The sequence below is a fragment of the Arcticibacter eurypsychrophilus genome (assembly GCF_001730525.1).
GTDB classification, from domain to species: Bacteria; Bacteroidota; Bacteroidia; order Sphingobacteriales; family Sphingobacteriaceae; genus Arcticibacter; species Arcticibacter eurypsychrophilus.
Genome location: NZ_MDFN01000007.1, coordinates 126,180 through 150,243, shown reverse-complemented (window position 1 = coordinate 150,243; position 24,064 = coordinate 126,180). Strand labels below are relative to the sequence as shown.

The following is a 24,064-nucleotide window of genomic DNA, read 5'->3' as shown; positions in this document are numbered from 1 at the left end:
ACCTTTTTTCTTTTACCGGACAACAGTAAAAAAATTACAACAAAAAGTTTTTAAAATAATCCAAATTTTTGTTTATAATCGCTTGTTATTTTCACTAACTCGGATACAGTATTATAGAAAGGGCTTGATATAAATGAGGCAGCTAAAAATATCTCAATCCATTACGAACAGGGAGTCTCAGTCTCTTGATAAATATCTGCACGAAATTGGTAAAGTTGACCTGATTTCAGCAGAAGAAGAAGTATTACTTGCAAAAAAAATAAGGGAAGGCGATCAGGCTGCCCTGGAAAAGTTAACTAAGACTAACTTGCGTTTTGTGGTATCTGTAGCGAAACAATATCAGAATCAGGGACTCACTCTAGGCGACCTTATTAACGAAGGAAACCTGGGTCTGATTAAAGCAGCCAGTCGCTTTGACGAAACCAAAGGATTTAAGTTTATTTCCTATGCCGTCTGGTGGATTCGCCAATCTATCTTACAATCTATTGCCGAACAATCCCGCATTGTACGGTTGCCACTCAACCAAATTGGATCGTTAAGTAGAATAAGTAAGGCTTATTCCAAACTCGAACAGGAATTTGAACGGGAGCCCTCTCCTGAAGAACTTGCCAATACACTGGAAACTACAGCAGAAAAGATTTCCGATACACTTAGTAATTCAGGCCGACATATTTCTATGGATGCTCCATTTATACAAGGCGAAGAAAATACATTGCTTGATGTGTTGGAAAACCCGCAGCCTAATACGGATAGTAGTTTAATTAACGAATCGCTGTCTGAAGAAATAAAAAGATCCTTGCTCACCTTAACGGAGCGGGAACAACACATAATATCCTTATTTTTTGGCCTTACTGATAATCAACCGCTCTCACTGGAAGAGATTGGAGAAATGTTCGGACTTACCCGCGAACGTGTGCGCCAGATTAAAGACAAAGCACTACAACGCCTAAGGCATGCCTCAAGAAGTAAAATTCTTAAATCTTATTTAGGATAAACGTTATTTTCCCAAAGAAATCATATTTACAAAAAGACGATAGGCTCCTGGAACTCCGGCAGGCAGTTCCCTAAACCAGGAATAACCGGTGTATACATAATAACCTTTCCCATATTTTGCTATCAGTAATCCTCCGTCAAGAGGGGGATCATTTAAATCATTGGTAGAAATAATTGTTTCATAGCGGCTATCCCATTCGCTGGGGAAATATAGCCCACGCTCCTGTACCCAGCCTTCAAAGTCAGTACTCGTGATCTTGTTGGGTACATTCAACACCGGATGTGATGGTTTCAGAAAACGGACAGTTGACTTTTCATCTGTAACCCGATCCCTTGACAATCGCAGAGGATAAGGCCCAATATTGGCCACTAAAAGGGCCTGATCGACATTATATTGCACAATCACAGTTCCCCCTTCTTCTGCATATTTCATCAGATCAGCCTGATAATACCTTAACCGGGGTACTGTATTATAAGCCCTGACACCCAAAATAACAGCATCAAACTGTTTTAGGTGATCCAGTGTCATATCCTTGTCCTGCAAAACCGTCACCTCATACCCTATTTCATGAAGGCTCTGGGGAACATCATCACCAGCACCCATTACATAGCCGATCTTGGTGCCCTTTTTCTTCAAATCCAATCGCACAACGCGTGCTGTTGCCTCCGGAAAATTGATCTGAGCAGGTATATGAGCGTAATTAATCACATTCAGACTCTTGTCATATGTTATACCCTCTATTGTAGCGACCACTTTTAATTCGCCTACCTGCTGATTCGCAGAAGGATAAACAGTGAAGTCTACCTGCTTTTCATCATCTTTCCTATTCATATTAACAGGAATAAATGCAGGCTCAGCCCTCCAGCCTGTTGGAAGTTGAAGCGCTATAGTACCAGTCAGATTCTCTTTGCCTGCCTTTACCAGAACCGACACTTGACGAGGCTCTGTTGAAGCAAACATATACACGTTTTCTGCTAAATTTAAAAACACAGGAGGGTTAATTACAAATGGACGGTAGATCTCTCCCCTCACCGGATCCGTACGTTTATAAACAACAGGAACGTTAAAGCTGATCAATTCCTGTCCTATCCGCAGGTTCAACTCCACTTGAGTAGCAGGTACATTCTCGGGAAGGCCAACTTCCTGCTGGCTTTCGATATTGAACATCCCTACCGTACCCGGTTTCCTTAACCAGTAAGGTTGCGAAATCGGAACAGTAGCAGGTAAAACATACTGAGCGGTGAAATTGTAGTCCTGATCTTCCTTTAAAGGAACCTGAATACTAGTATCTTTTCCGGCAAAACCATATCGAATATGCTCAAGCACAGCAGGAACAGCAGAACGATTGATCAGTTCAACTTTCAACTGTACCGGAGTTCCAGGTGCAGCATCAAAGTCACCAGCCGTAACTTCCAGATACAATCCCATTGCACCCTGAATTACTTTTTGCAACTCCTGTATTTTGATCGGCTTCCAGTAGCTATCCGGAAGTTTCCTCATCTCTTTAAGCGCTATAAGTAGGGTTGGAACTACCGCTGCAGGATTGGATGAGTTATAATCTGTTACTGCTTTCTGAATAAGCTTACTTACATTGGCTGAACCTGGCACTCTGGACCAGGTGGTGTTGATCCCATCAAAAAGATCTGTTGTCGCTTTCTCACCCTTTGTAGGTTCAAAATACTCCATACTTTCACCACGACGACCTGTCGATCCAAAGCCCTGACTCTTATGCATACTGCGGCTTTCAGCAGAAATCTCGCCGTAAGACTTACCCAGTAAAGGATTAAATCCTCCAATATCTATTTTCAAAAACCCTTTCGCATATTTATTAAAATCATCGGCACTTTTAAATGCCCAGCTGCTGGTATTCCAAAGGAGTCTTTTCACCTGCCACACCTGCACATATTTCAGCTGTTCAGGAAAGCGTTTTGGATCTGCCGCTGCATCAAAAGCCTCTTCTGCAAGAATAGAGGATGCACTGTGATGTCCATGTCCCGCACGCGAACCTTTAGGAAAACGGGTTATTATCACATCAGGTCTGAATTTACGAATGACCCATACGGCATCAGACAATACCTGCTCCCTGTTCCATATCGTAAAGGTTTCCTCCGGACTCTTTGAAAAACCAAAGTCAACTGCCCGGGTAAAGAACTGTTTCCCCCCATCTGTGCGCCTTGCCTGCAACAGTTCCTGAGTACGGATGATGCCCAGCTTTTCTCTGATCTCGGGACCGATCAGATTCTGTCCCCCATCTCCTCTGGTAAGTGAAAGATATCCTGTATTATACAGTTTTTCGTTGGACATGTAGGTAATCAACATGGTATTCTCATCATCCGGATGCGCCGCCACATAAAGCACTGTTCCCAGCACATTCAGCTTCTTCATATCAAGAAGAATCTTTGAGGCTGTAGGATGTTCCGGTGCCTGGCTAAACGACCTGCCACTAAATAACACGAGAATTATAAAGGGAATATATTTAAACGGCTGAAAAAACATCCGATTCTTCAAGACCATTGAGGTATTCCTGAATAGATCATTGATCGTATTACGAGTTAACATGTGTTAATAAGTTGTAGGTTTTAAAAATGAATCTTTTGCGTACATTGGATGAAGCCCTGTTAGTACTGAGGCCTTTCCAATATAGCCTGATTGATCACGGCCTGCCGCATATCGAAATGAAAGATCTCTTCGGGAACATCATCATGAATAATTTTGTCTGACAGTTTTATACGGGTAGGGATTCCACTTTTAGCTGGTCTGGATGTTTTGTTTTTAGCAGCCCGCTTTTCATGCAAGGGTTGTTCATAAACTGACTTGTAAGTAGGTTCAGCATGTTTAGAATCATCCACTTCCTGAACTAGAAACGGAGCAGGTTTAAGCGGTCCCGATGATGATGGCTTAGGAAACGTTGATGGCAGAGGCCCTTTACCCTTAGTTTTTTCTACAGCTTTACCATCATGCGGAACTGCAGGATTCCTTTTCTTTGCCTCTTCCTGCATCTTTTGAAAGTTGGTATAAATCTTATAAGCAAAATAGCCTCCAGCAATGATAAAAGGGAAGTACTGTTCCATATTTTAAAGTTAAGGTTTAATTGCTGATTCTCCTAATTCGTACTAATTTCATTACTTTGTCATACATTAAGGACAATGGTTGTAGATTATTCGATTAGGAAAGAAAAATGCAGTTAACGCGGCTGGAAGTCAAAGGCTTTAAAAGTTTTGGAGACAAAATAACCATCAACTTCAATGCAGGCATTACTGGAATAGCCGGACCTAATGGTTGTGGAAAATCCAATATAGTGGATGCTATCCGTTGGGTTCTGGGTGAGCAAAGCACAAAAATGCTCCGCTCTGAAAAAATGGAGAACATCATCTTCAATGGTAGCAAAACAAGAAAACCTTCCCAAATGGCGGAAGTATCCTTAAGCTTCGACAACACTAAAAACATTCTACCTACCGAGTTTTCTCAGGTCACCATCACTCGTAAATTATACCGAAGCGGCGAAAGTGAATACCGCTTAAACAATGTGCACTGCCGCTTAAAAGATATTACCGATCTTTTTCTGGATACCGGTATCGGAACAGATTCCTATTCCATCATTGAATTAAGGATGATTGAAGAAATTATTGCCAACAAGGAAGGTTCCCGAAGATCTTTGTTTGAAGAAGCTTCAGGCATTTCCAAGTATAAACTGCGCAAGAAACAAACCTTTAACAAGCTAAAAGAAACAGAATTAGATTTAAGCCGGGTGGAAGACCTTCTTTTTGAACTGGAAAAGAACCTCAAAACATTGGAGAACCAGGCAAAAAAAGCGGAAAGATATTACCGTCTTAAAGATCAATATAAGAATAGCAGCATCCAATTGGCCTCTTTCCGCATTTCAGGCTTCCGCAAGGCACTGGACACCTTATCTGAAAAGGAAAAGGCACAAAAGCAGAATCAACAAAACATACTTGCAGAAATTGAACAGCTGGAGAACGATCTGAAACAGCTTAAACAGGATCAGCTGATTAAAGAACACAATCTCTCCAGTCAGCAAAAAGCAAGCACCGCTTTTGCAGCTCAAATTAAAACATACGAAAGTGATAAGCGAATTAAAAATGAACAGATCCGCTTTTTACAGGATAAAGAAAAACGCCTGACTGAAGAGCTGGAAAAAGACAAAAACCAGCTGAATCATGTAATTTACACGATAAAACGGCTCCAGGAAGAGCATCTTCAGGAAAGTGAAAACTTAAGGCTTATTCGATCCGGATTAGCTGAAATCAAAGAAGAACAAGACGAAACCATTCAACAGCAATTGAGCTATAAAGCTCAGTTGGATGCCTGCATTAAACAAAATAGCGAGATGCAGAACCTCGTTTATCAAGCAGAGAAAGACCTCGGCATTCTGGATATTCAAAAAGAGTCCCTGCTACAGGAAAGCCGCAGGCATGTAGCTGATACCACATCCAGAGAGACTGAACTGGATACATTTAATATCAACATCCAGGATCTCGACACCAAAATTGTTTCCGAAATAAAAGAATTTAATGCCATTCAACAGTTTGAAACAGATCTCGAAGGGCAAATAAAACTGACTGAGGAGCAAATCTTTAAAACCAAGGAGCAACTGGTAGTAGATAGCCGCAAACTCGACTCCCGGCAGAACGAATACAATCTAACCAAATCGCTGGTTGACAATTTGGAGGGCTTTCCTGAATCGATTCGATTTTTAAAGAAGAATACATCCTGGACCAAACAAGCGCCCCTCCTTTCTGATGTACTCTTTTGTAAAGAAGAATACCGGGTGGCAATAGAAAATTACCTGGAGCCTGTCATGAACCACTATGTGGTAGACACACAAGCCGAAGCAGTGAAGGCCATCCAGCTATTGAGCAACACCTCAAAAGGAAGGGCTAATTTCTTTATCATAGATGCGCTTGAATCTCTTCCTGAACAGCCGATGATGGAAGTATCCGAACCTGATCGCATTCCGGCATTAAGTATCATTGATGCCGACCCTAAATATAGCCGGCTCTGCAGACAGCTGTTAAGAAATGTCTTTATCTTAACCTCCGGCGATGAAGAAGAGATCTCCCAGCATCTGCCAGACAAAAACCTTGTATTTTTAAGTCGCACTGGTCAATTCAGCCGGAGCCGCGTTACCATGTCCGGTGGATCAATAGGTCTTTTTGAAGGTAAACGAATAGGAAGAGCACGTAACCTGGATAAACTGGATAAGAGCATCCGCACACTGCAAACTCAAACTGACATCTTAAAAGCATCCCTTGAACAGGAAGAAAAGCGACATGAAATTCTGAAATCATCGTCTAAAAAAACATTTGCCAGACAAATAGATCAGGATATGATCCGTTTAAATAATGAGCGGCTTACCCTGCACACCCGTCGCGAACAATATATCACCTTCATCGAAAGCAGTCAGAGCCGAAAACAGGACATCGAACAAAAGATTATTTCCATTACCGATAAAAGGGAAATAGCCCAACCGGCACTGTTCCGTTTAAGAGATTCAAAGCATGACATGAACCTGCAGCTCATGAAAAGACAGCAGGAATACCTGGAAATTACCGGGCTGCTGAGTGAAAAATTAAGCCGTTATAACCAGGAAAACATCCGCTTTCATCAGCAACAGAATAAAGTATCGGGACTCTTGAAAGACCTTGATTACCGTGAAGTACAGGAGCAAACTTTCCAATCTAAAATCACTCAAAACAGCAAGGAACTCATTCAAATTAATCAGGAGATTACCAGCATTCTTCAAGCCGCTGACCATTCGGATGAAGACCTGATTCAGATGTACATTCAGAAAGAAGAGTTTGAAAAAGGAGTACAGGAATCAGAAAAGATCTATTTGCAATCCAGAGATTTGATTACCGAACTGGAGGCTAAACTAACCCAGATCAGAAAGAACAAAGACCAAATTGACCAGGTAAGTACCACTCTGAATACTCAAAAAAATGATCTAAAACTGGAGCTAAATGCCTTAAAAGAACGACTTTCCATTGAGTTTTCCGTTGACATTGCCGATCTGTTAGATACGGAAACGCCCGAAAGAGAAGATGAAGAAAAGCTGAAAGAGAGAACCCATCAACTCAAAAAACAACTTGATGAATTTGGTGGCATCAATTCCATGGCGATGGAAGCATTTCAGGAAATGACTAAACGGTACAGCTTTATTCAAAGCGAAAAGAAAGATCTCGCAGAAGCAAGAGCAACCTTAATGGCAACGATTAGAGAAATAGACGAGAGTGCTAAAAGCAAATTCATGGAGTCCTTTTCAAAGGTAAGGGAAAACTTTATCGAGGTATTCCGTTCACTTTTTAATGAAGAAGATAGCTGCGACCTGATCCTTACTCAACCGGAGAATCCTTTAGAATCGGATATTGACATCATCGCCCGGCCAAAAGGGAAACGCCCTCTGTCCATCAACCAGCTTTCCGGTGGGGAGAAAACATTAACAGCAACCGCCCTTCTATTTTCCCTTTACCTGCTTAAGCCTGCCCCGTTCTGTATTTTCGATGAAGTAGACGCTCCTCTGGACGATTCCAATATTGACAAGTTCAATTCGATAATAAAGAAGTTTTCATCCGATTCACAGTTTATCGTAGTCTCCCATAATAAACGTACTATTGCCAATACCGATGTCGTGTATGGCGTAACGATGGTGGAACAGGGTGTTTCTATTGTTGTCGCTGTTGACCTCAGGGAAGTAGCTTAATACGACCTCATACGCTCACAAAGTCTATTTCAGCATTTTTAGCAAATACCTGATCTTCCTGACCGGCACCAACCAACACCACATCTTTAGCCTGAAGCTGATACTTATTTAAAATCTCCAACAATACATCAGGAGCAGGTTTCGGTTTAAGTTCATTGGCAAAATACACCTTCAGATAGTGCTCTAAACCATTCCATTCCGTTTGCTTGATCTTGTTCAGCTGCTGAACAGGGTCACCTGCAGTGACGATAAAAACCAGCTTTCTGTCGATTACAATCGCCTGCAACAATTCCAGCATTCCCTCATTCAGTAATAAAGGAAGCGGAAGTTTAGCTTCCCTGTGTAATCTGGCAAAATTAACAGCATATTTTTCGTCAAAGCCATACACCTCCTTAGCTTTCTCGAATAAAAGTTGTTTACCCTGATTGTCATACGCTTTTTTCATAAACTCAACTAACTCAGCAGAAGGAGGAATCGTCTCTGTATATTCTAAAAAATTAGCAAACAGATAGTAAACTTGTAAGAGATAGTCCCTTTCAGGTATCAGAACATGGTCTAATTCAAATACAAACGCTTTCTTTGAAGGGTCAAAATCGGAATACTTAATCATTTTCCACAGCAAAAATAAAAGTTTCTTTGTTGTCTAACAAAAATACCCCTCGTCCTGTTTCTTCCCGTACAATCTTAATTTTTCCAGGTTGACATTTCATACTCCATCCATACAATTCAGTAAGGTCTGGTACTACTACCAGAATCCCATATTCCTCAAAGAGCTGCCGGGCACTTGCCAGAGCTATAATCTCCGCTTTCCTGATTGGGTAAACCTCTTTAATACCTTGGTCCAGGCATAAAGTCAATAATTCATGCGCATATGAATCCGAAAGTCCGGATGAAATTTTAAAAAAACGTTTACTTTTTAAAAGAAACGAAGGAAGTTCTTCCACATCAGCCAGGATAATATCGCCTTCAGGGTTCAGTAACCGTTCAAGTTGATACGCCTGTGAAGTTGTTGCACCAGTAATCAGAATATTCAATTTTTAATCAGTTAATATTAATCCATCCTTCATAAAGACTTTGCGGTCTGCCATTTCGCCTAGCTCCTCATTGTGTGTCACTATAATAAAAGTCTGCGCAAACTTGTTTCTTAAATCAATAAACAAATTATGCAGGTTTAAGGCACTCTCTGAATCCAGGTTCCCTGAAGGTTCATCGGCAAATATAAGAGAAGGTTTGTTAATCAACGCCCGGGCAACTGCCACGCGTTGTTGCTCACCACCAGATAATTCAGCAGGTTTATGTTCCGCACGGCTCTCCAGACCCAGCATCTCCAACAAGTCCATTCCCCTTTTGCTCGCTTCCTTCCTACCCACTTTAGCAATGAATGCAGGAATACACACATTCTCCAATGCCGTAAACTCAGGAAGTAAGTGGTGAAACTGGAAAATGAATCCCAGACGTTGATTACGAAAAGCACTCAACTTCGAAGAGGACAAAGAAGACACATTAATACCATCAATGATCACTTGTCCTGCATCCGACTTATCCAGCGTCCCTATAATATGCAGCAAAGTACTTTTTCCAGCACCTGAAGCCCCAAGAATAGTAACAATCTCACCCTTCGGAACGTGCAGATCTACCCCTTTTAAGATCTCCAGTTTACCATAATTTTTATAAATACCAGTTGCTTGAAGCATGTGACGAAATTACTTAAAAGAATGAATCTTCCATTGTGTAGGCGAAACTATAAAGAAAAAAAATATTAGCTTTACGGCAAGCAAACTTCAAAATAATGAATATTCACGAATATCAAGGCAAAGCAATACTTAAAAGCTTCGGTGTTAAAATCCAGGAAGGCATCGTTGCAGATACCCCTGAACAAGCTGTTGAAGCGGCTAAGAAATTAAAAGAAGATTTCAACTCTGACTGGGTAGTCATCAAGGCACAGATTCACGCTGGCGGCCGTGGTAAAGGCGGAGGTGTTAAACTCGCCAAAAACCTGGCTCAGGTAGAAGAAATAGCCGGACAAATTATAGGCATGCAACTGATTACCGCTCAAACCGGCCCTGAAGGCAAACTAGTAAGTAAAGTTCTTGTGGCACAGGATGTTTATTATCCCGGCGAATCAGAAACTAAGGAATACTACATGAGTGTATTACTGGACCGTGCAAAAGGCCGCAATATTATTGTGTATTCTACTGAAGGTGGTATGGACATCGAACATGTTGCAGAGCATACACCGGAACTTATCTACAAGGAAGAAATTGATCCATTAATAGGCTTACGTCCTTTTCAGGCAAGCCGTATCGCTTACAACCTCGGTCTAAGTGGTGTTGCCATGAAAGAGATGAGCAAGTTCGTTACCGCTTTGTATAGGGCATATGAGGAAACTGACTCAGCCATGTTTGAGATCAACCCGGTACTGAAGACTTCCGACAACCAGATCCTGGCTGTAGATGCAAAAGTAAATCTGGACGATAACGGTTTATTCCGTCATAAGGATTATGCAGAAATGCGTGACGAAAGTGAAGAAGATCCAATGGAAGTTGAAGCCAGCAAATCAAACCTGAACTTTGTTAAACTTGACGGAAACGTAGGTTGCATGGTTAATGGTGCAGGTCTTGCTATGGCTACCATGGACATCATCAAGATAGCAGGTGGAGAACCCGCTAACTTCCTTGATGTTGGAGGAACCGCCAATGCACAAACTGTAAAAGCAGCCTTTAACCTGATTCTTCAGGACCCAAATGTAAAAGCGATTCTGATCAATATCTTTGGTGGTATTGTTCGTTGCGATCGTGTTGCACAGGGTGTAATTGATGCCTATCAGGAACTTGGAAATATCCGCGTTCCCATCATTGTACGTTTACAAGGAACAAACGCTGTAGAAGCAAAGAAGCTTATTGACGATTCAGGACTGCAGGTTTATTCCGCGATCTTGTTAAAAGAAGCTGCTGATCTGGTTACTAAGGTACTGGAAGAGCAGGCTTAAAAAGCTCCAAAAGATAAAAAAGGGCGGTATCCGATCAGGATACTGCCCTTTTTTATTTCAGTCTAAAAAGTCTGGTGGAATAAATAAAAACCAACCATATTTATGCCTGTTTTTAAAATCAAATTATGACCAAAACACACCCAATGAGGCTGGAAAATCGTAAACAAAAAGTAATTCCTTTACCTAGTTTTCTACTGCGGGTAGGGCGCTATGGATCGTTCTCTATCCTGTTGATTGTCATTTCATTAGGCATAGGAGAAATAGGTTATCATACATTGGGCCATCTCAACTGGGTCGATAGTTTTCACATGTCCTGCATGATATTAACCGGCATGGGTCCCGTTGCTAACATGACCAGTGATGCAGCAAAGCTATTTTCCTCCTTTTATGCCCTGTATAGCGGAGTAGCATTTTTAAGTATTACTGCTGTTTTCTTTGCACCTTTTATACACAGACTCTTACATATCCTTCAGGTCGATGACAACTGAAGCAACTTACACTATTTAACCCTTTACAATTTTTAAGATGTTATAACAATTAGTCCTATCTTTGGACAATATTGAAAAAATTAGCTTACATCTACTTCATTGTATACTTCTTCATCGGCGGTAAGGCCGATGCTGATGTACATGACTTGCTAAAAATTTCAAACTTAGTTGAGCATTTCAACGAATATTTTAATGAAAAACAAGGTTCAACTGTTCTGGAATTTATCCAAATCCATTATGGTGCAGATAGTGAAGCGGCCAATAATCATAAAAAAGACCATGATAAAGATTTACCTTTTCAATCACACAACTGTTGTCACACGTTAGCATTTTATGTAATAAGCTCTTTTGACGGAGTGGATTTCAAATCCTATCCCATAGACAGGTTTGACACTTCCCTTTATACCGAAAAAATTTCTCCTATACTCACCAGGACAATCTGGCAACCCCCTAAAATTTCCGCATAATTTCTTGCTGACATTGTCTTAAAGGCAATCCTATTCAATATCGTAACTGCGTGCTAATAGCGTAGTTGATGACTATTTTTCATAATTATATTTACGCGTGAAATGTTAGAGAAAATCATCCATTTTTCTATAAATAATAAGTTTATTATAGGGCTTTTTACACTAGCCCTTATTGTATGGGGAGCATATGCAGTAATGCAGCTTCCCATAGATGCAGTGCCCGATATTACAAACAATCAAGTACAGATCATTACCGTGTCGCCATCAAATGGTGCAGAAGATATAGAACGTTTTGTAACCTTCCCTGTGGAACAAACAATGGCTACTATTCCTGGAATCGAAGAAATAAGATCGTTTTCAAGATTTGGACTATCGGTTGTTACCGTCGTTTTTAAAGACAATATTGATATTTACTTTGCTCGGTCGCAGGTAAATGAACGTCTTTCATTAGCAAAAAATGAAATCCCACCAGGAATGGGCAGCCCTGAGATGGCTCCCGTAACAACCGGATTAGGTGAAATCTTTCAATATATTGTTTTGGCTAAACCCGGTTATGAAAAGAAATATCCATCTATGGAATTGCGCAGTATCCAGGACTGGATTATTCGCAGACAATTACTTGGAACTGTAGGAGTAGCTGATGTGAGCAGTTTTGGCGGTTATTTAAAACAATACGAAATTGCATTAGACCCTGATAAATTAAGGAGCCTGAACCTGACTATAACCGATGTATATAATGCATTAGAAAAGAACAATCAAAATACAGGCGGTGCTTATATTGAGAAAAAACCGAACGCCTATTTCATACGTAGTGAAGGTTTAATTACCAGTCTGGAGGATATTCAAAATATCGTAATAAAGACTTATGCTAATGGCATCCCCCTTTTAATCCGGAATGCAGGAACAGTTCAGTACGGATCAGCGGTACGCTATGGCGCTATGACCAGGAACGGAAAAGGAGAAGTTGTCGGAGCACTGGTATTGATGCTAAAAGGAGCTAACGCATCGGAGGTGATTAAGAATGTAAAGAAACGGATCACACAAATTGAAAAGACGCTGCCTGAGGGGGTAGTAATAGAAGCCTACCTGGATAGAACAAAGTTGGTTAACAATGCCATTGGAACGGTTACCAAGAACCTCGCAGAGGGTGCATTAATCGTTATTTTTGTACTGGTATTGCTCCTTGGAAATTTAAGGGCAGGATTAATTGTGGCTTCTGTAATACCGCTCTCTATGCTGTTTGCTGTAATCATGATGAATTTATTTGGCGTTTCAGGAAACCTGATGTCTTTGGGTGCCCTCGACTTTGGGTTAATTGTTGATGGTGCTGTTATCATTGTAGAAAGTGTATTACATCGCATTACGATGAGTAAAACACATCACTCGAACATAAAAAAGCTTTCTTCAGCGGAAATGGATCATGAAGTCCAAAGTGCATCTTCCCGTATGATGAACTCTGCTGTTTTTGGTCAAATCATCATCCTGATTGTATACATCCCTATACTGGCATTAGTGGGCGTTGAGGGTAAAATGTTCCGTCCCATGGCCCAAACGGTTATGTTTGCCATTGTAGGTGCATTTATCCTTTCCTTAACCTATGTGCCTATGATCTCTGCCGCCTTTTTAAGCCGGAACACAGCGCATAAGGTTAATATATCCGATCGTATCATCGCAAAAATACAAGAGATATACCGCCCGGCTTTGCTCCTTGCTTTAAAACATAAATTAATCGTCATTGTCAGTTCTGTTGTACTTTTCGGAGCAAGCTTAATTGTTTTCATGAACATGGGAGGAGAGTTTATTCCACAGCTTGAAGAAGGCGATTTTGCTGTAGAAACGAGAGTGATGACTGGCAGCAGCCTGTCTGAAACCATACAGGCCACAGAGCGAGGTGCGAGAATTCTATTGAAAAATTTCCCCGAAGTAAAAGAAGTGGTCGGTAAGGTAGGTTCATCGGAAATACCTACCGACCCCATGCCAGTAGAGGCTGCAGACATTATGATCATCCTGAAAGATAAATCGGAATGGACAAGCGCTTCATCAAGGGAAGGATTGGCCGATACAATGCAAAAGAAACTTGAAGCAGAGATTCCCGGAGTAACCTTTTCTTTTCAACAACCTATTCAAATGCGTTTTAATGAATTAATGACCGGTGCACGTCAGGATGTTGTTATTAAAATATTTGGTGAAGATCTTGACAAACTTTCTCAATATGCCACTCAGGCTGGAGCAATTGCCCGTAAAACAACCGGTGCAGTTGATGTGTACGTGGAAGAGGTTACCGGATTACCCCAAATCGTGATCAAGTTTAACCGTGATAAAATTGCACAGTTCGGTTTGAACATTGAAGACGTTAACCAGGTGCTTAGAGCCGGTTTTGCAGGAGAGGCAGCAGGACAGGTATTTGAAAACGAAAAAAGATTTGATCTGATCGTTAGACTGCAAAAAGAAAGCCGCGAAAACCTAAGCGATATCAAAAACCTATCCGTAACAGCACCAAACGGAAATCAAATCCCGATGGATCAACTGGCAGATATAAACTTTGAAGTTGGCCCAAATCAAATTCAACGCGATGACGCAAGGCGCAGGATCATAATTGGATTTAATGTCCGAGGCAGGGATGTAGCCAGTATAGTGAACGAAATACAGCAAAAAATAGATCAGCAAATCAAGTTTGAACCTGGTTATTCAGTAAAGTTCGGCGGAACATTTGAAAACCTGAATAAAGCAAGAACACGTCTGGGTATTGCTGTTCCCGTAGCCTTGCTCTTAATTTTAATCCTATTGTTTATAGCCTTTAACTCCTTCAAACACGCCTTATTGATCTTTACCGCTATTCCGCTATCTGCCATAGGGGGTGTATTTGCCTTATGGCTAAGGGGAATGCCATTCAGCATTTCAGCAGGCGTAGGTTTTATTGCACTGTTTGGAGTGGCTGTATTAAACGGTATTGTATTAATAGCTGAGTTTAACAGAAAAAAAGAAGAAGGAATGACGGATTTACACGAAATTGTTTTAAAAGGTACAGCGACCAGGTTACGCCCTGTACTGCTGACAGCTTTGGTGGCTTCCCTGGGATTTTTACCCATGGCATTTTCTAACGGTAGTGGAGCAGAAGTGCAAAAACCTTTAGCCACCGTAGTAATGGGAGGTCTGTTAACGGCTACTCTCCTTACTTTACTGGTTTTGCCCGTATTATACATCCTTTTTGAACGGATGAAAATAAAGGCAGTTAAAGTACTTGGTACTACAGGCATTTTTCTGTTCCTGATATTATCTTCCGAAAGCCATGCTCAGGAGCATCCTGTAACACTAGAACAAGCTATACAACAAGCCTTGCAAAACAATCAGGGTATTTCTTCTGCCCTTTTAGATGTTGCATATCAGCAGCAATTAAAAAAGATAAGTAAGGAAATGTCTAAAACAGATGTTTCTTTATTGTATGGCCAGTATAATACAATTAATAAAACGGATAATAATGTAACCGTTACTCAAAAAATTCCGTTTCCAACTTATTTTGCCGCACAAGGTGCTTTAGGGAATTCGATAATAAAAAGCAGTACGTTCAGGTTAGCTTCCGCACAGAATGAATTGGCTTTTCAGGTGAAATCAACTTACTTTCAACTGCAATATTTAGCAGCAAAAAAGGGTCTTTTATTAAGGGAAGATAGTCTTTACAAAGGCTTTCTAAAGTCTGCTGATCTTAGGTACAGAACAGGCGAAACCAATCTACTGGAGAAGACAACAGCCGAAACACAACTGAATGAACTGCATAACCAAATCAATCAAAATCTGGCTGATACCCAAATCCAACTGGAACAGTTAACATCCTTGTTGAATAATGGAAATATAAAGGTTGTTATTGCTGATACGGCGTTGGCAGAAAGACCTTTCAATCTGCCAGATACAATTTTACTAACTAATAACCCTGCATTAGCAGTGATTAAACAACAAGTGGAAATCACTCAGAATCAAAAAAGAGTGGAAGTCGCTAAAGCTTTACCTGATATCACCCTGGGATATTTTAGCCAAACCTTAATCGGGAACCAAAATATAAATGGCGCAGAGGTCTTTTATGGTTCAGGTGATCGTTTTCAGGGTATCCAGCTTGGCATAAGTCTGCCCATTTTTTCATCTTTTAGGGCCAAAGTGCGGGCGGCAGAAATTAATTCTCAAATAGCAGAACATGATTATTTGTTGCAGCAAAACAATGTTAACCGACAGTACAGGCAATCGGTACAGGAATATTTGAAAAACAAAAACAGTCTCGCTTATTACAAAAACTCTGCTTTAACCAACGCCGAATTAATATTAAAACAAATTGAGGCGGCTTACAAAAGTGGGGACATTAGTTTTGCCGAATACCTCATCAGCGTTAGAAATGCACTTGCTATCCGTAACGGCTATTTGCAAGCTTTAAATGAATACAATCAAAGCGTCGTGCAGCTTGAATTTTTAATAGGTAACAATCAATAGTTCATCAGAAATTAAAATACATAAAATGAAAATTTTCCTTAATACCCTACTTTCAATATGGACAGTTATATTAATCTCTGCATGTGGTAATTCAAATGCACCCGAAAGTAACCAGGAGGAAGTAGTCAACACGAAAGAGCAAAATAGCGTTGAGCTTACTTCAGGGCAATACAAAACAGCAAACATACAATTAGATTCAGTTAAAGACCGCCCGCTTAGTGGAGTTATCAAAGTCAATGGAATGCTGGATGTACCGCCTCAAAGTAAAGTTTCAGTGGTTGCTGTTATGGGGGGCATAATGAAGCAAACTTCCCTTTTGCAGGGCTTAAAAGTAAATAAAGGCCAGGTGATCGCAGTGATGCAGCACCCCGATTATATCCAGTTACAACAGGACTACCTGGATAATAAAAGTCAGCTCACTTACTTATTTCAGGAAAATGAGCGACAAAAAGAATTAGCTAAAGAAAATGTAAATTCTCAAAAAACGCTACAGCAATCCTCCTCGAACTACCAAAGCATGAAGGCAAGGGTACAAGGTCTGCGCCAAAGGCTTCAAATGTTAAACGTCAATCTCGCTTCACTTGAAAAAGGCAACATACAAAACACCATAAATCTGTATGCCCCTATTAGCGGATATGTAACTAAAGTTAATGTGAACATTGGCTCTTACGTTAATCCATCGGATGTGATGTTTGAAATAGTGGATACAGAACATCTGCATGCAGAGTTAACTGTTTTTGAAAAAGATATTCCTAAAATCAAGGTAGGTCAGAAAGTTCGGTTCACTTTAGCCAATGAGGACAAAGAGCGCAGTGCAACAGTTTATTTAATTGGTCGGGAAATCAGTAATGATCGTACTGTAAATATTCATTGTCATCTAACCGCCGAAGATAAACAACTCTTGCCTGGCATGTATTTGAAAGCATTTGTAGAAGCCGGAACCATGAATAAACCTTCTTTACCCGAAAAGGCTATTGTTGATTATCAGGGCAATAAGTATATTTTCATAGTCTCTCCCGCAGCTAAATCCAAAAAGCAACAAACTGCAGATATACATCAGTTCGAAATGCTTGCAGTTAAAGCTGGTACCACTGAAGGTGGCTATACCGAAGTGCTTTTACCGGATAATTTTAATAGGCAAAATAATCAGATTGTGACCAACGGAGCTTACGACTTGTTGGCAAAGATGAAAAATACTGCTGAAGAAGAATAAATATTACATTAAAGATTTATCCGTTGTATTCGCACCGCATTAAGAATGGCCAACAATGCCACACCCACATCAGCTATCACAGCTTCCCAAAGGTTAGCAACGCCTCCGGCCCCTAATCCCAAAACAATAACCTTAACCACCATAGCAAGGATGATATTTTGCCAAACGATGTTTCTTGTAATCTTTCCAATCTTAATCGCATCAACAACTTTCGATGGCTGATCGTTTTGGATCACAATGTCAGCAGTTTCTATGGTAGCGTCGCTGCCCAATCCACCCATAGCAATTCCGGCATCAGCTAATGCGATCACAGGAGCATCATTTACCCCGTCCCCAATAAAGGCAATCCTGAATCCCTGATCTTTATAACCCTGAACCTTTTCAACTTTGCCATCCGGAAGCAAATCGCCAAACGCTTCCGAGAGGCCAATTTGTTTTGCCACCTGATCTACAACAGACTGCTTATCGCCGGATAACAGCACTGTTTTTAAGCCAAGCGCATGCATTTGTTTAATTGTTTCTGCGGCGTCTTCTTTTATTTCATCGGCAATAGTCATGTACCCGGCAAACTTCTGATTTAACGCTATTACTACAATAGTATCAACAACCTGTTCTACATCCGCTGGAAAAGTCACATTGAATTTCTTCATCAATTTGACATTACCTGCCAAAACCTCTTTCCCTTCAACGACTCCTTTTAAACCATGCCCTGCAATCTCCTCAACCTGAGTTGCGACAGCATTTCCGATAGATTCTCCAGCATAATCCACGACAGCTTTAGCTACCGGATGGGTAGAGTTTTTCTCCAGAACCGCCGTAAGGCGAACAAGTTCCTTTTCGTCAATATCCTGCCCAACTACCTTTTGAACTTTAAAAACACCTTTTGTAAGTGTCCCGGTTTTATCCATAATAACGGTATTGATCTTCGTCATCACATCCAAAAAGTTCCCCCCTTTAAAAAGGATACCATTTTTTGATGCCAGACCTATTCCCCCAAAATAGCCTAGCGGAATGGATACAACTAATGCACAGGGACAACTGATTACCAGAAATACCAACCCCCTGTACAGCCAATCTCTAAAGTCATAGTCATTTACAAAAAAGTAAGGGATAATAATAACCGTCAAAGCAAGAAAAAACACAATAGGTGTATACACTTTAGCAAAGCGGGAAATAAACAATTGGGTTTGCGATTTCCGGGCAGTAGCATCCTGTACCATTTCGAGGATCCGGCTAAGCTTGCTGTCTTTAAATAAAGCCGTCACTTTTACGTCAGAACGGGTATTTAAATTGATCATCCCGGCAAGAATCTGTTCCCCTTTATACTTCGTGTCGGGTTTACTTTCACCGGTAAGCGCAGCGGTGTTAAAAGAGGAACTATCCGAAATTAGTTCCCCATCTAGTGCCACTTTTTCGCCTGGTTTAATCTGTATAATTTCTTCCAGTTGTATTTCAGATGGCTTCAAAACCTGTGCTTTTCCATTTCTGATCACCGTTACCTTATCAGGCCGGATATCCAGCAAAGCTTTTATATTTCGTTTAGCACGATTCACAGCAGCGTCCTGAAACCATTCTCCTATGGCATAAAACACCATTACGGCCACCCCTTCGGAATATTCGCCGATACTAAAAGCGCCTAAAGTGGCTACGCTCATTAATACGAACTCGTTGAAGATATCGCCCCGTCTAATCTTACGGAATGCCAGATCCAGAACATTCCATCCTGCTAATAAATAAGCAACACCATTTACAGGCAGTGAAATTAACTTGGGTAGTTTGATATCAAATGCATATTCTAACACCAATACAACGGTTAGAATAAACAATGATAATAGCAAGTTCCAATGTGCTATCCATGCAGGTTGATCAGAAGTAGTTTGTTCACCATGATGATGTCCATCGTCTTCCTGATGACTATCTTCGCTTTGTTCAGGCAGGACTGAATTTTTTTTATCTAGTATATTCGACTGGTAGTTCTCATTATCACAGCATTGCGTACTCATACATTTAAATTTATTGTATTCAAAGTTGCATACAAACGGCATGCAACTGTATTGCAATGTTTATTTGACGCATACCGAACAAATGCCTTTCACTATTAACTCCATTTCCTGACGCTGATAGTTTTCAGGAAGCTTCACTTCTGGTATCTGCGTTTTAGGCAAACAAAAAGTCTGCTTGCAGCTATGGCAATAAAAGTGAACATGCAAGTCGTGATGCATACCCGCTTCGCAACTATCCTGACAAATTGCGAATTTAGTAATCCCCATCCCATCTTCTATCTTGTGCACCAGTCCACGCTCTTCAAACGTTTTAAGCGTACGGTAAAGGGTTACCCTGTCAAAACTTTCCAGGGATAATTCTAAATCAGTTAAACTTATAGAAGATTTTAATTCAAGCAAGTAATCCAGCACTAACATCCGGTTGACTGTTGGATTAATTTCTTTTGATTTAAGCATAATTTCTACTTCCTGTTTCATATCTATACAAATGAGATCTGCTTGAATTTGTTCTTTTTGATTTTATTAACAATGCCCAATCCTTAACAAGGATCGCATCTCTTCCTCATTATTTCATAATCATATTGATAAGTTAATCTTTGCCTGGAGGTACTCAAGAAATCTTTGCGAAAAAATAAGTAAAATATATCAGCAAAAATTTCCTTTCTTACACTAATTAGCAAACTTACGTGAAAGTTGAATATCAATTACAGTTCCAGTATCAGGTTTAGGTTTGGAGGAAATTTCGAATTTGCCATTTAAAAGATAAAGCATACTTTTTATTGATCTTATGCCAATGCTTCCATCATTAGACTTTGATACATCAAACCCTCTGCCATTATCTTCTAATCGTACTCTTATTTCCCTTCTGTTAATACTTACCCTTAAGGAGGCTTTGGTAGCATTAGCGTGTTTAATTATATTGGTAGTTAGTTCCTGTATAATACGATAAATAGCTATTTCGACATATATTGGAAGTCTACTATGTAATCCCGACAATTAATATTTATTGTTTCATCAATGTTTTGGCAAATATCTTGAATAGCTTGCTTAAGTCCAAAATCATCCAATATGGTGGGCATAAGATCATGGGAGATACGCCTGGTATCATTGATACATACGGAGATTAGTTCTTTAGCTCTCTTGATGGCCAAAACACTTTCCATCTGTTGTTCTGAATTTTCAAACTTGACCTGATCCAAGCTGAACTTAATACCATACAACAATTGTCCTAAACCATTGTGCAAGTCAGAAGCAATACGTGACCGTTCTTTTTCCTGCGTATTAATAGTAGCTTCTAAGAGCTGCCGCTGAAATAACAATTCCCGGTTAGCTACATCTTTCAGCTCATTCTCCAACGCTTTTCGTTCCGAAATATCTTCCAGAATCGTATAGCCAAGCGTCTCTCCTCGATCTGTCAGCAAGATAGATGTAATATGACACCATACAATGCTTCTATCTTTCTTAATAATACAGGTGTCTATGCTAAATGAGGGCTTTTTATTTAACCAAAGTTCACGCTGTAACTTCTTCCAGTTTTCAACAAACTCTGGTAGTACAATATCAGTGATCCGTGTTCCAACCAACTCCTTTTCACTGTAACCTAACAATCGTATTAAAGCTTTATTTACTTTAATTATTTTCAAATCGGAATTAATGAACTTATTTCCAAGCGACGTTTGCTCAAAAATTGTTTTAAAGCGAAGGTGACTGTTCTTGTTTTGCAGATCCAAATGATCTTTTTTTTGCATCATCTTTGAGGGAAATTTTCCTAATTTAAGAAGGCTTACGTTTTGCTTTAAACGTTTTATTTTCTTTTCATCATTAGGCTTTGTAATAAAGTAACGTACTTTACATTAGATAATTACTCGTTGAAAGGCAATATAAAATTATTTTTGATTTAGCTATTAGTAATCTTCACTGCCATTACCTTTAACTTTTATTTATACAGAAAGTTATTAGTATTGTTTTATTAGTTGTACTAAATTTACGTTGGCAAGACTGAATACGTATCTTTTAAAGCATATAAACCTATTATTTTAGATCGGAAGGTTGCAATTGAATCAACAGCACTTAGTTAAATGATTGGCGATATGCAGTTGGAGATACTTCAGTAAATCGCTTGAAAAGCTTATTAAAGGATTGCGGATGTTCAAAGCCTAGCTGATAAGCAATCTCAGCAATAGAGAGCTGACTTATACTCAGTTTATCTTTAGCTTTTTCAATTAACTTATTATGAATATGTTGCTGTGTACTCTGACCTGTTAGCGACTTGAGTAAATCTGTTAAATACCGGGGTGAAACATGAAGATGATCCGATACTTCCTGAACAGTTGGCAGGCCGATTGAGGATGATCTTTCCGGATTAAAACGCTCGTCCAAATAAGCATTCATTCGGACTATCAAATCAGTATAAACTGTCTTACGGGTATTAAACTGGCGATTATAAAAGCGATTACTATAAATCAGAATGAGTTCTATCTGGGAAACCAATACATCTTGACTAAAAGAATCAATATTATTATTCAATTCATTGAAAATGCTTTTAAATAGATCCAATATTAATATTTTCTCTTTTTCTGAAAGGAATAACGCTTCGTTCACGGCATAAGAAAAGAAGCCATAGTGCTCGATATTTCTACCCAATTGATAATTCCGAATCAAATCAGCATGAAAATAAACGGTAAACCCTTCATAACTTTTTTCCTCGCCTGACATGGTAACCAGTTGATTAGGTCCTAAAAATGCAAGGCCACCTTCTTCAAAATCGTAATATCCCTGGCCATACTTTACCTGCCCCTTAAAATCCTTTTTAAATGAGATCTTATAAAAGTCGATCAGGAAATTTTTTCCTGCATGCTCGAGATTGATCTTTTCCTTATCATACCGGATCAGCGCAATCAGGGGATGCTGAGGTTTGGGCTGATGCAAGACATGCATCAATTCCGAAATACTCTTAAATACCAGAGTTTGCTTTTTAGGACCTTTCATGATTTAAAATAAATATAGCAAAATATTGGAGGTTAATCCTGGAAGGTTGGACGGATCACAATCTCGCCTACATCAACCCTTTCAGGCTGACTAAGGGCATAAACAACCCCTGCTGCGATATCATTCGGAGAGATAGCAATTTCAGTCGATTTCATTTTGTAAACTGCTTTTACATCCGGGTCTTTGATATTATCCACCAATTCAGTTTGCACAAAGCCAGGGGAAATGCCGGTAACTTTATACCGGCCCTGTGATTCCTGGCGCAATGCCTCAGAAATAGTACGTACCGCATTCTTTGTACCTGCATATACCCCCTGTAAAGGCACGATCTTGATACCCGATGTCGATATAATATTTATAATGTGTCCAGATCCCTGAGTTTTAAAAACCGACAATCCAGCTGCAATTCCATATAAAACCCCTTTTAAGTTTACATCAATCATCTCCTCCCAATCCTCTACCTGCAACTCATCGATTCGGGAAAGATGGCTAATTCCTGCGTTGTTGATGATTACATCTAACCGGCCATAGTACTGGCAAGCCAGTTTAACCAAATTATCTACGTCCACATGATTTTTAACATCTGTTATCAGATAAGTGGAATCACCTCCTATTGCCTTAATTCGACTATCAAGATCTTTTAAACGATCCAATCTTCTCGCACCTAAAACAACTTTTGCCCCAAGCTCGGCCAACATCATTGCTGTTGCTTCACCTATCCCACTGCTTGCTCCTGTAATTGCAATTACTTTTCCTTTGATACGATTTTTGCTATTTTCCATTGTATGCTTATTCTTACAACACAAAGGTCATTAATCTTTTACGCCTTAGATTAGCCAAAACCGTCGAAGTTGTAGCCTATAAAACGGCTGAAATAATATGGCACAAGATGTTAAGTCAGTCTGATTCTTCATTGATTGAAATATAATAAAAGAGTGGGTGTTTATCAGCTTGAAGCATACTTAAAGCACTAGTAGACATGCAACGCACTAAAAATCAATAAACTAAAAATAAAAATACTATTTGTATCTTATGCTGCACTATTGTATAAAGCAGGCAGAAAGGAAGAGGCAATCACCAAGGTGGAGCAATTAATAGCCTTGTCGGGTGATCCAAGGAGGGCAATTAAAGTCTTCTGTGGAAAAGGTAAAAAAGGACGAAAAGTTATTTTGAATATAGTGGTAAACCTGCTTTCCGTTTTGATTGATTGATTGATTGATTGATTGATTGATAAAGTTCCAGCTTCTATACAAGATAGATGTTAATTTTAATTGTTGTTTTACTGAAAATAAAACAGCTGTAATGACTTTCAAGGATAATAGACCTGTTATTCTGGAAAAGGACTTGGACAAAATATTTAATCGCTATGAAAGAATAAATACTTCAATAAACCTGTGTGGACTAGGCTTAGGCTTGTATATTTCAAAGCAGATTGTTGAAGCTCATGGTGGAAAAATTAAAGTAGAAAGTATTGTAGACAGGGGAACTAAGTTTTTGGTTACATTACCCGCTTTTGTTTAATATAGCTTAAACTATATAATGTAATAATCAATTGGTACGCAAAAGTTTATGAATCTTTGATATCAGCTAAATTGTTTTAGTTTTAATATGACATCTGTCACTTAATAGCTTGATTTATCTCGTCAGCTACTTAACCTCATGCAACTGATATTTGTGGGGCCTGGAATCATGTCTAAATAACTAAAATACATTAACAAAAAAAAT

Annotated in this window: 19 protein-coding genes; 8 read left to right on the top strand and 11 right to left on the bottom strand. The window is 39.7% G+C overall.

Annotated elements, in window-relative coordinates; translation table 11 throughout:
• The first annotated feature begins 133 nt into the window (after positions 1–133).
• Positions 134–994 carry a sigma-70 family RNA polymerase sigma factor gene (locus BFL47_RS05730; RefSeq protein WP_069658842.1) on the top strand — a complete coding sequence of 287 codons (861 nt, stop codon included), beginning with the start codon at positions 134–136 and terminating at the stop codon, positions 992–994.
• A gap of 3 nt (positions 995–997) precedes the next feature.
• On the opposite strand, the gene BFL47_RS05725 is transcribed toward BFL47_RS05730, so the two are convergent.
• Positions 998–3,553 carry a PIG-L family deacetylase gene (locus BFL47_RS05725; RefSeq protein ID WP_245681315.1) on the bottom strand — a complete coding sequence of 852 codons (2,556 nt, stop codon included), beginning with the start codon at positions 3,551–3,553 and terminating at the stop codon, positions 998–1,000.
• Between the two features lie 59 nt (positions 3,554–3,612).
• Positions 3,613–4,065: a hypothetical protein gene (locus tag BFL47_RS05720; RefSeq protein WP_069658841.1), complete on the bottom strand. Its 453-nt coding sequence runs from the start codon at positions 4,063–4,065 to the stop codon at positions 3,613–3,615.
• A 107-nt stretch (positions 4,066–4,172) separates the two neighbouring features.
• On the opposite strand from BFL47_RS05720, the gene smc reads away from it, so the two are divergent.
• A complete protein-coding gene (gene smc / locus BFL47_RS05715) occupies positions 4,173–7,715 on the top strand; it encodes a chromosome segregation protein SMC (protein ID WP_069658840.1) in 3,543 nt (1,180 codons plus the stop codon).
• Between the two features lie 7 nt (positions 7,716–7,722).
• Here smc and BFL47_RS05710 read toward each other — a convergent pair whose 3' ends face one another.
• The 3 genes from BFL47_RS05710 to BFL47_RS05700 are packed head-to-tail and all read right to left on the bottom strand — an operon-like array spanning position 7,723 to position 9,409.
• Entirely contained in the window at positions 7,723–8,325 is a 603-nt protein-coding gene (locus BFL47_RS05710; RefSeq protein WP_069658839.1) for an HAD hydrolase-like protein, read from the bottom strand.
• Positions 8,318–8,749 (bottom strand): ATP-grasp domain-containing protein, encoded by a 432-nt coding sequence (locus tag BFL47_RS05705; protein WP_069658838.1) that lies wholly within the window; start codon positions 8,747–8,749, stop codon positions 8,318–8,320. The genes BFL47_RS05710 and BFL47_RS05705 overlap by 8 nt, the downstream gene beginning before the upstream one ends.
• Positions 8,750–8,752: 3 nt before the next feature.
• Positions 8,753–9,409 (bottom strand): ABC transporter ATP-binding protein, encoded by a 657-nt coding sequence (locus BFL47_RS05700; protein ID WP_069658837.1) that lies wholly within the window; start codon positions 9,407–9,409, stop codon positions 8,753–8,755.
• Positions 9,410–9,504: 95 nt separating this feature from the next.
• Between BFL47_RS05700 and sucC the strand changes: the two genes are divergently transcribed.
• From sucC to BFL47_RS05675, 5 genes are all read left to right on the top strand, one after another.
• Positions 9,505–10,704 (top strand): ADP-forming succinate--CoA ligase subunit beta, encoded by a 1,200-nt coding sequence (gene sucC / locus BFL47_RS05695; protein WP_069658836.1) that lies wholly within the window; start codon positions 9,505–9,507, stop codon positions 10,702–10,704.
• A gap of 125 nt (positions 10,705–10,829) precedes the next feature.
• Positions 10,830–11,192: a hypothetical protein gene (locus BFL47_RS05690; protein ID WP_069658835.1), complete on the top strand. Its 363-nt coding sequence runs from the start codon at positions 10,830–10,832 to the stop codon at positions 11,190–11,192.
• A gap of 71 nt (positions 11,193–11,263) precedes the next feature.
• Positions 11,264–11,659: a hypothetical protein gene (locus BFL47_RS05685; protein WP_069658834.1), complete on the top strand. Its 396-nt coding sequence runs from the start codon at positions 11,264–11,266 to the stop codon at positions 11,657–11,659.
• 102 nt (positions 11,660–11,761) lie between these two features.
• The gene (locus BFL47_RS05680) at positions 11,762–16,135 is read left to right on the top strand and encodes a CusA/CzcA family heavy metal efflux RND transporter (protein WP_069658833.1); all 4,374 of its coding nucleotides are present in this window, start codon (positions 11,762–11,764) and stop codon (positions 16,133–16,135) included.
• A gap of 25 nt (positions 16,136–16,160) precedes the next feature.
• Positions 16,161–17,348 (top strand): efflux RND transporter periplasmic adaptor subunit, encoded by a 1,188-nt coding sequence (locus tag BFL47_RS05675; RefSeq protein WP_069658832.1) that lies wholly within the window; start codon positions 16,161–16,163, stop codon positions 17,346–17,348.
• 8 nt (positions 17,349–17,356) lie between these two features.
• Here BFL47_RS05675 and BFL47_RS05670 read toward each other — a convergent pair whose 3' ends face one another.
• The 6 genes from BFL47_RS05670 to BFL47_RS05645 all read right to left on the bottom strand — a co-directional run bounded on the left by BFL47_RS05670 (position 17,357) and on the right by BFL47_RS05645 (position 23,121).
• On the bottom strand, positions 17,357–19,351 hold the full coding sequence (locus BFL47_RS05670; protein ID WP_170827277.1) for a heavy metal translocating P-type ATPase: 1,995 nt from the start codon (positions 19,349–19,351) through the stop codon (positions 17,357–17,359).
• 60 nt (positions 19,352–19,411) lie between these two features.
• On the bottom strand, positions 19,412–19,828 hold the full coding sequence (locus tag BFL47_RS05665; protein ID WP_069658831.1) for a Fur family transcriptional regulator: 417 nt from the start codon (positions 19,826–19,828) through the stop codon (positions 19,412–19,414).
• A 192-nt stretch (positions 19,829–20,020) separates the two neighbouring features.
• Entirely contained in the window at positions 20,021–20,347 is a 327-nt protein-coding gene (locus tag BFL47_RS20465; protein ID WP_069658830.1) for a sensor histidine kinase, read from the bottom strand.
• Positions 20,305–21,102: a PAS domain-containing sensor histidine kinase gene (locus BFL47_RS05655; protein WP_069658829.1), complete on the bottom strand. Its 798-nt coding sequence runs from the start codon at positions 21,100–21,102 to the stop codon at positions 20,305–20,307. Before BFL47_RS05655 ends, BFL47_RS20465 begins: the two co-directional genes overlap by 43 nt.
• A gap of 319 nt (positions 21,103–21,421) precedes the next feature.
• On the bottom strand, positions 21,422–22,339 hold the full coding sequence (locus tag BFL47_RS05650; protein ID WP_069658828.1) for a helix-turn-helix domain-containing protein: 918 nt from the start codon (positions 22,337–22,339) through the stop codon (positions 21,422–21,424).
• Between the two features lie 32 nt (positions 22,340–22,371).
• Positions 22,372–23,121 (bottom strand): SDR family oxidoreductase, encoded by a 750-nt coding sequence (locus BFL47_RS05645; RefSeq protein ID WP_069658827.1) that lies wholly within the window; start codon positions 23,119–23,121, stop codon positions 22,372–22,374.
• A gap of 445 nt (positions 23,122–23,566) precedes the next feature.
• On the opposite strand from BFL47_RS05645, the gene BFL47_RS05640 reads away from it, so the two are divergent.
• The gene (locus BFL47_RS05640; RefSeq protein WP_317042927.1) at positions 23,567–23,860 is read left to right on the top strand and encodes a sensor histidine kinase; all 294 of its coding nucleotides are present in this window, start codon (positions 23,567–23,569) and stop codon (positions 23,858–23,860) included.
• Positions 23,861–24,064: the final 204 nt, after the last annotated feature.

Bases quoted from the DNA above. Each gene is read 5' to 3' on its own strand.
- BFL47_RS05730 (WP_069658842.1), top strand. From the start codon at position 134: ATGAGGCAGCTAAAAATATCTCAATCCATTACGAACAGGGAGTCTCAG.
- BFL47_RS05725 (WP_245681315.1), bottom strand. From the start codon at position 3,553: ATGTTAACTCGTAATACGATCAATGATCTATTCAGGAATACCTCAATG.
- BFL47_RS05720 (WP_069658841.1), bottom strand. From the start codon at position 4,065: ATGGAACAGTACTTCCCTTTTATCATTGCTGGAGGCTATTTTGCTTAT.
- smc (WP_069658840.1), top strand. From the start codon at position 4,173: ATGCAGTTAACGCGGCTGGAAGTCAAAGGCTTTAAAAGTTTTGGAGAC.
- BFL47_RS05710 (WP_069658839.1), bottom strand. From the start codon at position 8,325: ATGATTAAGTATTCCGATTTTGACCCTTCAAAGAAAGCGTTTGTATTT.
- BFL47_RS05700 (WP_069658837.1), bottom strand. From the start codon at position 9,409: ATGCTTCAAGCAACTGGTATTTATAAAAATTATGGTAAACTGGAGATC.
- sucC (WP_069658836.1), top strand. From the start codon at position 9,505: ATGAATATTCACGAATATCAAGGCAAAGCAATACTTAAAAGCTTCGGT.
- BFL47_RS05690 (WP_069658835.1), top strand. From the start codon at position 10,830: ATGACCAAAACACACCCAATGAGGCTGGAAAATCGTAAACAAAAAGTA.
- BFL47_RS05680 (WP_069658833.1), top strand. From the start codon at position 11,762: ATGTTAGAGAAAATCATCCATTTTTCTATAAATAATAAGTTTATTATA.
- BFL47_RS05675 (WP_069658832.1), top strand. From the start codon at position 16,161: ATGAAAATTTTCCTTAATACCCTACTTTCAATATGGACAGTTATATTA.
- BFL47_RS05670 (WP_170827277.1), bottom strand. From the start codon at position 19,351: ATGAGTACGCAATGCTGTGATAATGAGAACTACCAGTCGAATATACTA.
- BFL47_RS05665 (WP_069658831.1), bottom strand. From the start codon at position 19,828: ATGAAACAGGAAGTAGAAATTATGCTTAAATCAAAAGAAATTAATCCA.
- BFL47_RS05655 (WP_069658829.1), bottom strand. From the start codon at position 21,102: ATGATGCAAAAAAAAGATCATTTGGATCTGCAAAACAAGAACAGTCAC.
- BFL47_RS05650 (WP_069658828.1), bottom strand. From the start codon at position 22,339: ATGAAAGGTCCTAAAAAGCAAACTCTGGTATTTAAGAGTATTTCGGAA.
- BFL47_RS05645 (WP_069658827.1), bottom strand. From the start codon at position 23,121: ATGGAAAATAGCAAAAATCGTATCAAAGGAAAAGTAATTGCAATTACA.